The sequence below is a fragment of the Pseudomonas canadensis genome (assembly GCF_030980095.1).
In the GTDB taxonomy this organism is placed as follows: domain Bacteria; phylum Pseudomonadota; class Gammaproteobacteria; order Pseudomonadales; family Pseudomonadaceae; genus Aquipseudomonas; species Aquipseudomonas canadensis.
Window position 1 is genome coordinate 1,099,905 of record NZ_CP133298.1, and the last position, 11,928, is coordinate 1,111,832.

Consider the following 11,928-nt stretch of genomic DNA (forward strand, 5'->3'; position numbering starts at 1 on the left):
ACGTGCTCCCCCGCAGTAAGCCCTTCACGTAAATGCTCGGAGTTGTGCGCACGCTCAGGGAGCGTCCAGTGTTATGGGCGAGCCTGTTTCTCCGTTCGTTGTGCCGCCCGAACCTGGTTGGCTGGCGGTGTAATCGAGGTGACCATGCAGCCGGGTACTCCACCCGACGAGGGCGCGGGGAGCGCCTTTTCGTCGTCAAGCGGGTTGCCTGTAAAGTGGCAAGGCTTGACGGTATTGGTGGTCGAGGATCACCCGGCCTATCGCATTTTGCTGGGCTGGATTCTGCAAAAACTGGGGCTCGGCTTTGTGATGGTCGCAGACGGCCGGGCCGCGCTTGAAGCGATGCACCGACAGCCCGTGGACCTGGTGCTGACGGACTGCCAGATGCCCGTCATGGACGGCTACGTGATGACCCGCACAATACGGCGCAGAGAGCGCATTGCCGGTACCGGGCGCATGCCGATCATTGCCTTCACCGTCACCCTGGGAACCGAGCAGATACAACGTTGCTTGGCGGCCGGCATGGACGCCTGGCTGCTCAAACCGGTGACCTTCGAGCAACTGCGCGACATCCTCACCGTATGGCTTCCCGCTACCGGGGAACTGCGCGAGCAGCGCAGGCCACCTGCACAACCGGACTGGCCGACCCGCATGAGCCTGGTCGACACCTTCGGCAGCGCGGCGACAGTGAAGCACCTGTTGCAAACCTTGGTGCGAGAGGCGCAAATCGACCTCGCGGCGCTGGCCGAGGCCAAGCGCACACGGGATGCCTGCGCCGCTGCAAACCACCTGCACCGATTGATCGGCAGCGTAGCGTTTCTGGGTGCAGGCGCCCTGGAAACCCGCGGCATACAGATGATCGAAGCCGTGGCGAGGGAAGGCGTGCAGAGGCATGCGCAGCCTCTCGGCGTGCTGCTGAAGGACCTTCGCTTGTACCTGAAATATCTGTCCTCACTGTAGTTTTGCAGGACGTTTCTGGTTGTTTTGTAGCCTCTACGCGTAGGTGAATTCTGTTTATTTTGTAGGGCTTGATCTATGGCTCATTAATCGCGGGGCGGCGCCGGAAAGCGCCGGCCGTCAACGGTTGTGGCTGAAAGCCACTAGGGGTACCGTGCACCAACTCAACTGGCAATCCAGGTGGTTCCCATGCTCCGTGTAATTATTGCTGACGATCATCCTATTGTGCGTGTTGGGCAGAAAGTAGTGATCGAGGCCAATGGCAAATGCAAGGTAGTGGGCGAGGCCGATGGTCCCGATCAACTGTTGGAATTGGTGGCTCATCAGCCATGCGACGTGCTGGTGACTGACTTCGCCATGCCGGGCAATCAACAGGCCGATGGTTATGGCTTGCTGGGCCTGCTGCACCGGCAATACCCGCAAATGCCGGTGATACTGGTGACCATGTTTGCCAATGTCGCCACCCTGCGCGCATCGTTTGCCCACGGCGCCAGGGCTATCGTCGCTAAAAGTGCGTCGGCCCGCGAGTTGCCGCAAGCGATCAAGGCGGTGTGTGGCGGCCAGACGTTTGTCAGCGAATGCCTGCGCCAGCAAATGGAAGAAGCCGGCACCCTGGACCAGCAAGCGGTCCCGCAGCTGTCCGGCAAGGAGAGCGAAGTGGTGCGTATGCTCGCCAGCGGCATGACCGTCAGCCAGATCGCGGCGCGGGTCAACCGCAGCATCTCGACCATCAGCAAGCAGAAAAGCACCGCGATGAGCCGGCTGTGCATTTCCACCGATGTGGATTTGTTCGCCTACGCACGCAGTAGTGGCATGGTGCCGTAAGCTCGCTTATTTGCGTGGCGAATGTCGGTAGCCTTGGCGGCGCGGGCAGCTTATCGTGCGCCTACTCTTTTCGACACCCGCGGAGCCTGCCCATGAGTGATGCCCATAACGCCCTGATCACTGAGTTCTACAGCGCCTTCCAGCGCCTGGACGCCGAGGCCATGGCCGCCTGCTACACCGACGATGTGGTGTTCAGTGACCCTGCGTTTGGCGAACTGCACGGCCGTGATGCCGGGGACATGTGGCGCATGCTGACCACGCGGGCCAAAGACTTTTCCCTGACCTTCGACAACGTGCGCAGCGATGAGCGCAGTGGCAGTGCCCATTGGGTGGCGACGTACTTGTTCAGTGCTACCGGCAACACGGTGGTCAACGATATCCAGGCGCGCTTTGTGTTTCGCGACGGCAAGATCTGCGAGCACCACGACAGCTTCGATCTGTGGCGTTGGTCGCGGCAGGCGCTGGGCACCAAGGGCTTGCTGTTGGGTTGGACGCCGCTGGTGAAAAACGCCGTGCGTGCCCAGGCGTTGCGTGGTTTGAAGGCATTTCAGGCCAGTCGTTGATAAGCTTGGCGCTCTTCTGTATTAGCCGAATCGACCTGTGACTGATCCTTCTGAACCCAAACCCTGGTTCGTCTACCTTGTACGCGCTGCCAATGGCTCGCTGTACTGCGGTATCAGCAATGACCCGGTGCGCCGCTTTGCTTCTCACCAGAGCGGCAAGGGCGCGCGGTTTTTCCTGTCTAGCCCGGCCGTGGCGCTGGTGTACACCGAGCAATGCGCGAGCAAGGGTGAGGCGTTGCGTCAGGAGCGGTTGATCAAGAAGTTGAAAAAGAGTGCCAAGGAGTGCCTGGCGGCCAGCGGTTCATTGATTTGACTGATGGGTTCCCATCGTCCCCAAACGGCGTGTTGCAGGCTAATCTAGCGGCTCACTTCTAGAGCGGAGCCTGGCATGTCTGAGTTGATCCTCCACCACTACCCGCAGTCCCCCTTCGCTGAAAAAGCCCGCCTGATGCTGGGTTTCAAGGGTTTGTCCTGGCGCTCGGTGCATATCTCGCCGGTGATGCCCAAGCCGGACCTCACCGCCCTGACCGGCGGCTATCGCAAAACGCCGGTGTTGCAAGTCGGCGCGGATATCTACTGTGACACCGCCTTGATTGCCCGACGTCTGGAGCAGGAAAAGTCCGCGCCGGCGCTGTTTCCTCAAGGCCAGGATTTGGTCACCCAAGCCTTCGCCGCCTGGGCCGATTCGGTGGTGTTTTCCCATGCCGTGGCGCTGGTGTTCCAGCCGGAATCCCTGGCGGTCAAATTTGCCAAGGTGCCGCCGGAAATGATCCAGGTGCTGGTGGCTGACCGCAGCAAGTTGTTCAGCGGCGGCACCGCAACCCGCGTGCAATTGGAGCAGGCCAAGCACCAATGGCCGACGATCATCCATCGCATCAATCAGCAATTGCAGCACCCGGCCGGGGATTTCCTGTTCGGCGAGCCGTCGATTGCCGACTTTGCCCTGGCCCACCCACTGTGGTTCCTCAAAGGCTCTTCCGTGACGTCGCCGTTGGTGGATGCCTATCCTGCCGTCGCCGCTTGGCTGGATCGCGTGCTGGGTTTCGGCCACGGTACATCCACCCAGATGAGCGCCGATCAGGCCTTGGACGTATCGCGCAATGCGGCACCGGCTGTTCTGCCTGAAGAAGTCTTTGAGGACTTGAACGGCTTCAAGGCTGGCCAGCAGGTGACCATTTGCGCCACCGACTACGGCACCGACCCGGTGGCGGGCGAACTGCTGTTTGCCGGCCGCGAAGAGCTGATCCTGCGCCGCAGCGACGAACGTGCCGGCACCGTGCATGTGCATTTCCCACGCATGGGTTTTCGCATCCAGGCGCAATAAACAAAAATATTTGCAAATTAAGGTGAGGTAAATCCACCGCCCATCCGTGTAGTGCTTGAAACTGCGATCTATTCGCATTAACAGCGTTTTCTACACGGGTTCTCACAGCATGAAGTCGACGGCGGGCGGTTGGGTTAAACAGTGGCTGGGAGCCTCGGTATTGGCGGTATCGGGGTTGGCGTTGCTGCCGCTGAGTATGGCGCAGGCGCAGGAGCAGCAGAGCGCCCAGTTTAACTTTGCGCTGGCGGCCAAACCGTTGCCCCAGGCCTTGAGCGACTTCAGCCGGGTCACCGGCATCAGCGTGATCTACACCGACGAAGCGCCCTACGGCCTCAGCGCCCCGGCAGTCAGCGGGCAGATGAGTGCAAACCAGGCCCTGCAACGCCTGCTGGGCAACAGTGGCTTCACTTTCCGCCAGATCGATGCCCGCACCCTGGCCCTTGAACCGCTGCCGACGGAAGGCGCGGTCAACCTCGGCGCCACGACCATCAGCGGTGCCGGCCAGGCCCAGGACAGCACCAGCTACCAGCCGCCGCCCACCAGTTCGGTGATGCGCTCCCACGCGCTGCTGCTGGAAACCCCGCAGACCGTCAACGTGGTGCCCGCCCAGGTACTGCGCGACCAGACCCCGCGCAATCTGGATGATGCCCTTGCCAACGTCAGCGGTATCACCCAGGCGAACACCTTGGCCAGTACCCAGGACGCGGTGATGCTGCGCGGCTTTGGCGACAACCGTAACGGTTCGATCATGCGCGACGGCATGCCCATCGTGCAGGGGCGTGCATTGAATGCCACGGCGGAGCGCGTCGAAGTGCTCAAGGGCCCGTCGTCGTTGCTCTACGGCATCCAGGATCCGGGTGGCGTGGTGAACATCGTCAGTAAAAAGCCTGAACTGGTGCAGTCCACCGCCCTGACCGTACGCGGCTCCACCTTCGGCGACGGCAAGAACGGCAGCGGCGGCAGCCTCGACACCACTGGCCCGATTGGCGACAGCGGCCTGGCCTATCGTCTGATCGTCGACCATGAAGACGAAGACTATTGGCGTAACTTCGGCACTCACCGTGAGAGCCTGATCGCACCGTCCCTGGCCTGGTATGGCGACAGCACCCAATTGCTGTTTGCCTACGAACACCGCGAATTTCTCACACCGTTTGACCGTGGCACCGCCATCGACCCCAAGACCAATCACCCGCTGGACATCCCGGCCACACGGCGTCTGGATGAACCCTTCAACAACATGGAAGGCCGTTCCGATCTGTACCGTTTTGAAGCCGATCACGACTTGAACGATGATTGGAAAGCTCACTTCGGCTATAGCTGGAACCGCGAGACCTACGACGCCAGCCAAGTGCGCGTCAGTGCGGTGAACACCAATGGCACCCTGACCCGCAAGATGGACGGCACCCAAGGGGCAATCACCACGGACCGTTTCGCCACCGCGAGCCTGGAAGGTAAGGTCAATGTGTTCGGCCTGCAGAACGATGTGGTGTTCGGCCTGGATGATGAGTACCGCAAAATCTACCGCGCCGACCTGATTCGTCAGAGTTCACGCGCCACCAGCTTCAACTACAACAATCCGGTGTACGGCAATGAAGTCGCGGGCACTACCGTCAGCCCCGCTGACAGCGCCCAGACCGACCTGCTGCGCAGTGATTCGCTGTTCTTCCAGGACGCCATCCACCTGAACGAACAGTGGATTTTCGTCGCCGGCGCGCGCTATCAGATGTATGACCAATACGCCGGCAAAGGCGTGCCGTTCAAGGCCAACACCAACGGCAACGGCCAGGCCTGGGTGCCGCGTGCGGGCCTGGTGTATCGCTACACCGATGAACTGTCGTTCTACGGCAGCTACACCGAATCGTTCAAACCCAACTCCACCATCGCCGCCTTGGCCGATGGCAGCACCTTGACCGGCGACCTGACGCCCGAGGAATCCAAGTCCTGGGAACTGGGGGCCAAGCTCGACATTCCGGGACGCATCACCGCCAGCGCGGCGCTGTTCAACATCGACAAGCGCAATGTGCTGGTCTCCGTCGGCTCCGGCGCCAACACCGTCTACAGCATCGCCGGCCAGGTGCGGTCCCGTGGCCTGGAACTGGACGCCACCGGCCAGTTGACCGACAAGGTGAGCCTGATCGGCAGCTACGCCTACACCGATGCGCTGGACGTCAAAGACAAGGATCCGACCCTGCAAGGCAATCGCCTGCAAAACGTTGCCAAGCACACCGGTTCGCTGGCGGTGGCCTATGACTTCGGCAACATCTTTGGTGGCGACCAGTTGCGCGTGGGCACCGGTGCGCGTTACGTCGGTGCACGTGCAGGCGATGCGGCCAACGATTTCACCTTGCCGGGTTACACCGTGGCGGATGCCTTCGCGACCTACGACACCAAGATCGATGGGCAAAAGGTCAAGTTCCAGCTCAACGTGAAGAACATGTTCGACCGCGTCTACTACACCTCGGCGGCCAGCCGCTTGTTTGTGTCCATGGGCGATGCGCGGCAGGTGTCGGTGTCCAGCACCCTGGAGTTCTAAGGAGTTTATGGTAGCGTTGCCGCCACTGATGTCTTGGCGGAAACGATACTGATGCATTTTGGACGATGGCTACATCTGCTGTGCTTGAGCGTTTTGCTGGGTGGTTGCGCGAGTGTTTCACCGACTTCCACCCCGGCAAGCCTGGAGCAACTCCTGGCTGACCCGGCCCTCAACGGCGCCACTGTTTCCCTGATGGTGCGTGATGCCCGTAGCGGTAGCACGCTCTATCAACACAACCCGCGAACCCGCCTGATTCCCGCCTCCAATCTCAAGTTGCTCACCACCGCAGCGGCGATGGATGTACTGGGGCCGCAATACCGCTTCTCCACGCAACTGCTGAGCAACGGCGCGCAACAAGGTGAGCGCCTCGCCGGCAATCTGTACCTCAAGGGCCTGGGCGATCCGACCACGCAATTCGCTGATTACCAGACATTGGCGGCACAGCTCGCGGGCCAGGGCGTGCGCCAGATCCAGGGCGACTTGGTATTTGACGATACCTTTTTCGACGCCGAACGCCTGGGTGTGGACTGGGCCCAGGACGACGAAAGTACCTACTATGGCGCGCAGATTTCCGCGCTGACCGTATCGCCTAACACGGATTTTGATGCGGGCACGCTACTGGTCACGGCAAAGGCGCCCGCCATGGTTGGCCAACCGGTCAGTGTGGTGGTGAGCCCGTCCACCGACTACGTGCAACTGAACAACCGCGCTGTCAGCGGCCCCGGCAACAATTACGGCATCACTCGCCAGCACGGCACCAACCTGCTGCAACTCACCGGCGCGTTGGCGCCCGGCAAGCAAAGTCGACAGTGGGTGAGTGTGTGGGAACCGACGCAACTGGTGGCCAATCTGTTTGAACAGGCGCTGGCGCAGCAGGGCATTCAGGTGCTGGGGCGGCGTGTGATCGGCGGCGTAACCCCGGTAACAGCCAGGGTGTTGGCCGAGCACCAATCGGCGCCTTTGCATGCACTGATCACGCCGCTGCTCAAGCTGTCGAATAACAACATGTCCGAAGCGTTGCTAAAGACCATGGGGCGCAAGGTGTCCAATGCTGGGACGGCGCAGGCGGGGGTCGCGGCAGTGGCGGATTTCATGCGCCGTCAAGGTTTGGACCCGATGACGTTGAGCCAGGTCGATGGTTCGGGCTTGTCGCGGCGCAATCTGGTGTCCTCGCAGAACCTCACCGACCTGCTGCTGGCGACGGCCAAACAGCCTTGGTTCGACGCTTGGTACAACGCTTTGCCAATCGCTGGAAACACCGATCGCATGAGCGGCGGCAGCCTGCGTTATCGTCTGCGCGGGACGGCGGCGGAAAACAACCTGCACGCCAAGACCGGCTCCATGGCCGGTGTGTCGTCGTTGAGCGGCTACATCACCGACGCCCAGGGCCGGCGCCTGGTGTTTTCAATGATCAGCAACAATTACCTGAGCACCGCCGCACCGATCCGCGCCCTGGAAAACCGCGTGGCGCTGGCCCTGGTGCAGTGGCACGACTAGTTCAGGGCTGATAGCCCATGCGCCAGCTCACGGCCCGGGTCGCCGCCAGCAAGTGCTGCGCCGCCGGGCCGTCTTCGTCGGCATGGAACAACGAGGTGGGACCGACCACGGTCATCACCGCCGCCACTCGGCCGATGGCGTTGAAGACCGGCGCGGATAACGCATCGACGCCGGGCATCAACAAGCCATGCACAAAATGCAGGCCACGGTTGCGGATTTGTTCGCACGCGGTGGCGTAGGCCTGGTCATCTGCCAGGGCATGGGCGATGCCAGCCTGGATTTCGCGTTCACGCAGCTCCACGGTTTCCCGCGACGGTAGAAAGGCGCTGAACACCAACCCGGTGGACGAACTGAGCAGCGGCAGCACCGAACCCAATTGCGTCACCACCGTGACGGCGCGCACGGCGGGTTCGATCTGCACCACGGTCGCGCCCTGGTTGCCCCATACCGCGAGGAAGCAGGTTTCATTCAACTCATCGCGTAGCTCCGCCAGGGGCATCGCGCCGACCTTCAACACATCCATGCTGCCCAGCGCCGCCAAGCCCACGCGCAAGGCTTCGCGGCCCAGCCCGTAATGGTTGGTGGCGGTGTTCTGTTCAGCGAAACCCGAAGCGATCAGCGCCTGCAGGTAGCGGTGCACCTTGCTCGCCGGCATCTGCACGTGTTCGGCCAGGCGTGACAGCGAAGTGGCCGGGGACAGCTCGGCCAGCGCCTTGAGGATATCGGTGCCCACTTCGGCCGAGCGGACTTTCTGTTTACCGGTGTCGCGGGGCTTTTCCATGAAAGGGCGAGAATCCAAGAGATGAATGGGCGTCTTTATAGCTTGACGGTCGATAGTGATCAAATTACGTTATGCGTAACTGGATTACGATAAAAATAACTGACCTACAGAGGACGATCCATGAACCTCGAATACCTGTCGGGCTTCGGCAACGAATTCGCCAGCGAAGCCTTGCCCGGCGCACTGCCGGTCGGCCAGAACTCCCCGCAAAAAGTGTCCTACGGGCTGTACACCGAACTGTTCTCCGGCACCGCGTTTACCATGGTGCGCAGTGAAGCCCGGCGCACCTGGCTGTACCGCATTCAGCCGTCGGCCAATCACCCTGCTTTCATCAAATTGGAGCGGCAATTGGCCGGTGGGCCATTGGGGGCGGTGACGCCCAATCGCCTGCGCTGGAATCCGTTGGATTTGCCGAGCGAACCGACGGATTTCATTGATGGGCTTGTAGGCATGGTCGCCAATTCGGCGGCGCAAAAGCCCTCAGGCATCAGCATCTACTCCTATCGCGCCAACCGTTCCATGGAGCGTGTGTTCTTCAACGCCGATGGCGAACTGTTGATCGTCCCCGAACAAGGTCGCCTGCGCATCGCCACCGAATTGGGCGTGCTGGAGGTGGAGCCGCTGGAGATCGTCGTGCTGCCGCGTGGCCTTAAATTCCGCGTCGAGCTGCTGGATGCTCAGGCGCGTGGTTATGTCGCCGAGAACCACGGCGCCCCGCTGCGCCTGCCGGACCTGGGCCCTATTGGCAGCAATGGCCTGGCCAATCCGCGCGACTTCCTGACGCCAGTCGCCCACTACGAAGATCAGAAGAAACCGACAACGCTGGTACAGAAATTCCTCGGCGAACTCTGGGCCTGCGAGTTGGACCATTCACCCCTGAACGTGGTCGCCTGGCACGGCAACAACGTGCCGTACAAATACGACCTGCGCCGCTTCAACACCCTTGGCACCGTGAGCTTCGATCATCCGGACCCGTCGATCTTCACTGTCCTGACCTCGCCCACCAGCACCCACGGCCTGGCCAACCTCGACTTCGTGATCTTCCCACCGCGTTGGATGGTGGCCGAGAACACCTTCCGTCCGCCGTGGTTCCACCGCAACCTGATGAACGAATACATGGGCCTGATCCAGGGCGCCTACGACGCCAAGGCCGAAGGCTTCCTGCCCGGCGGCGCGTCGCTGCACAGCTGCATGAGTGCCCACGGCCCGGACGGCGAGACCTGTACAAAGGCCATCAACGTAGAGCTGGCGCCGCACAAGATCGACAACACAATGGCCTTCATGTTCGAGACCAGCCAAGTGCTGCGTCCCACCCAGTTCGCCCTGGACTGCCCGCAACTGCAAACCACTTATGACGCGTGCTGGGCCTCGCTGCCCGCCACCTTCAACCCGAACCGGAGATAACCCATGACTCAGCCCACACTTACCCGCAGCTGGGTGGCCTCCGCCAATGGTCACACCGATTTTCCTCTGCAAAACCTGCCGTTGGGCGTGTTCAGCATCAACGGCTCGGCACCACGCGCTGGCGTGGCGATTGGCGACTCGATCCTGGATCTGCACGCCGCCATCGATGAATTCGACGGTGAAGCCCGTCGCGCCGTCGAAGCGACCGCCGGAGGCCAACTGAACGCCTTTTTTGAACTGGGCCGCGGCCCGCGCGTGGCCTTGCGCGAGCGCCTGTTGGAACTGCTGGCCGAAGGCAGCAAGCTGCACACCCGTGAAGCGCAGGTGCTGCACCGCGCCGCCGATTGCCAGATGCACGTACCGGCGCGGATCAATGACTACACCGACTTCTACGTCGGCATCGAGCACGCGCAAAACGTCGGCAAACTGTTTCGTCCCGACAATCCACTGCTGCCCAACTACAAGTACGTGCCGATTGGCTACCATGGCCGTGCTTCGACCATTCGTACCTCAGGCACCGACGTGCGCCGCCCCAAAGGCCAGACCCTGCCGGCCGGGCAGACCGAACCTACTTTCGGTCCGTGCGCACGCTTGGACTATGAACTGGAGCTGGGCATCTGGATCGGCCAGGGCAACGAGATGGGCGATTCGATTGCCATTGGTGACGCGGCCGATCACATCGCCGGTTTCTGCCTGCTCAATGACTGGTCGGCACGGGATATCCAGGCCTGGGAATACCAGCCGTTGGGGCCGTTCCTGTCGAAAAGCTTCATCACCACCATCTCGCCTTGGGTGGTGACGGCCGAAGCCCTGGAACCGTTCCGCAAAGCGCAACCGGCGCGCCCTGAGGGCGACCCGCAACCGCTGTCGTATCTGTTGGATAAACGTGACCAGGCCGCAGGTGCCCTGGACATCGAGCTGGAAGTGCTGCTCACCACCGCCACTATGCGCGAGCAGAACCTGCCGGCCCATCGCCTGGCCTTGAGCAACAGCCTGCATATGTACTGGACGGTTGCGCAATTGGTGGCGCACCACAGTGTCAACGGTTGCCAATTGCAGGCAGGCGATCTGTTTGGTTCGGGGACGTTGTCCGGTCCGCAAACCGGTCAATTCGGCAGCCTGCTGGAAATGACTGAAGGCGGCAAAAAAGCCGTTGAATTGCCGTCCGGCGAAGTGCGTAAGTTCCTTGAAGACGGCGACGAAATCATCCTGCGTGCGCGTTGCAACCGTGAAGGCTTTGCCTCCATCGGTTTCGGCGAATGCCGCGGCACCGTGATCGCGGCGCGCTAGGAGGGCAGGGCGATGGAACTCTACACCTATTACCGTTCCACTTCGTCGTACCGGGTGCGTATTGCCTTGGCCCTCAAGGGCCTGGATTTCACCGCGGTGCCGGTCAACCTGCTGGTCCCGGCGGGCGGCGCCCACCGCCAGCCTGAGTACCTGGCGATCAACCCGCAAGGTCGCGTCCCGGCCTTGCGTACCGAGGAGGGCGAACTGTTGATTCAGTCGCCGGCGATCATCGAATACCTGGATGAACGTTATCCACAGGTGCCGCTGCTCTCCAAAGACCTGGCGACCCGCGCCCATGAGCGCGCGGTAGCCTCGATCATTGGCTGCGATATCCATCCGCTGCATAACTCCAGCACCCAGAACTTGCTGCGCCAATGGGGGCATGACGAGACTCAACTGCTGGAGTGGATCGGTCACTGGATCAGCCAGGGCTTGGGCGCGGTGGAGCAGTTGATCGGCGACCAAGGGTTTTGCTTCGGCGAGCAGCCGGGGTTGGCCGACACCTTCCTGATTCCGCAACTGTATGCGGCCGAGCGCTTCAAGGTGCCGCTGGCGGCGTATCCACGCATTGGGCGGGTGGCGGCGTTGGCGGCGCAGCATCCTGCCTTTATCAAGGCCCACCCCGCCAATCAACCTGACACCCCCTGACCCCTGTAGCAGCCGGCTTGCCGGCGATAGCGTTATTTCAGTCGATCAATCATTGCCTGATTCACCGCCATCGCCGGCAAGCCGGCTCCTACACAGTTGCGCTAGA

General features: G+C 61.7%; 11 protein-coding genes. 10 read left to right on the top strand and 1 reads right to left on the bottom strand.

Going from position 1 to position 11,928, the window contains the following annotated elements; all coding sequences use genetic code 11:
* Nucleotides 1–225: 225 nt before the first annotated feature.
* The 7 genes from RB216_RS04975 (at nt 226) to dacB (ending at nt 7,699) form a co-directional block, all read left to right on the top strand.
* Nucleotides 226–960, top strand: coding sequence for a response regulator (locus RB216_RS04975; protein WP_032864551.1), 735 nt, complete (start codon nt 226–228; stop codon nt 958–960).
* 186 nt (nt 961–1,146) lie between these two features.
* Nucleotides 1,147–1,782 (top strand): response regulator, encoded by a 636-nt coding sequence (locus tag RB216_RS04980; protein WP_028618952.1) that lies wholly within the window; start codon nt 1,147–1,149, stop codon nt 1,780–1,782.
* 92 nt (nt 1,783–1,874) lie between these two features.
* Nucleotides 1,875–2,345, top strand: coding sequence for a nuclear transport factor 2 family protein (locus RB216_RS04985; RefSeq protein WP_016978232.1), 471 nt, complete (start codon nt 1,875–1,877; stop codon nt 2,343–2,345).
* 37 nt (nt 2,346–2,382) lie between these two features.
* The gene (locus tag RB216_RS04990) at nt 2,383–2,658 is read left to right on the top strand and encodes a GIY-YIG nuclease family protein (protein ID WP_016978233.1); all 276 of its coding nucleotides are present in this window, start codon (nt 2,383–2,385) and stop codon (nt 2,656–2,658) included.
* A 75-nt stretch (nt 2,659–2,733) separates the two neighbouring features.
* Nucleotides 2,734–3,669, top strand: coding sequence for a glutathione S-transferase family protein (locus RB216_RS04995; RefSeq protein WP_068937379.1), 936 nt, complete (start codon nt 2,734–2,736; stop codon nt 3,667–3,669).
* 109 nt (nt 3,670–3,778) lie between these two features.
* Nucleotides 3,779–6,202, top strand: a complete 2,424-nt coding sequence (locus RB216_RS05000) for a TonB-dependent siderophore receptor (protein WP_308908378.1) — start codon at nt 3,779–3,781, stop codon at nt 6,200–6,202.
* 51 nt (nt 6,203–6,253) lie between these two features.
* Nucleotides 6,254–7,699, top strand: a complete 1,446-nt coding sequence (dacB, locus tag RB216_RS05005; RefSeq protein ID WP_308908379.1) for a D-alanyl-D-alanine carboxypeptidase/D-alanyl-D-alanine endopeptidase — start codon at nt 6,254–6,256, stop codon at nt 7,697–7,699.
* 1 nt (nt 7,700) lies between these two features.
* On the opposite strand, the gene RB216_RS05010 is transcribed toward dacB, so the two are convergent.
* Entirely contained in the window at nt 7,701–8,480 is a 780-nt protein-coding gene (locus RB216_RS05010; RefSeq protein ID WP_308908380.1) for an IclR family transcriptional regulator, read from the bottom strand.
* 120 nt (nt 8,481–8,600) lie between these two features.
* Here RB216_RS05010 and hmgA point away from each other — a divergent pair, with 120 nt between their 5' ends.
* From hmgA to maiA, 3 genes are read left to right on the top strand one after another with little or no spacing between them, the layout of a single operon-like run.
* Nucleotides 8,601–9,884: a homogentisate 1,2-dioxygenase gene (gene hmgA / locus RB216_RS05015; protein ID WP_068937376.1), complete on the top strand. Its 1,284-nt coding sequence runs from the start codon at nt 8,601–8,603 to the stop codon at nt 9,882–9,884.
* Nucleotides 9,885–9,887: 3 nt separating this feature from the next.
* A complete protein-coding gene (fahA, locus tag RB216_RS05020) occupies nt 9,888–11,174 on the top strand; it encodes a fumarylacetoacetase (protein WP_028618958.1) in 1,287 nt (428 codons plus the stop codon).
* A gap of 12 nt (nt 11,175–11,186) precedes the next feature.
* Nucleotides 11,187–11,822, top strand: coding sequence for a maleylacetoacetate isomerase (gene maiA, locus RB216_RS05025; protein WP_028618959.1), 636 nt, complete (start codon nt 11,187–11,189; stop codon nt 11,820–11,822).
* Nucleotides 11,823–11,928: the final 106 nt, after the last annotated feature.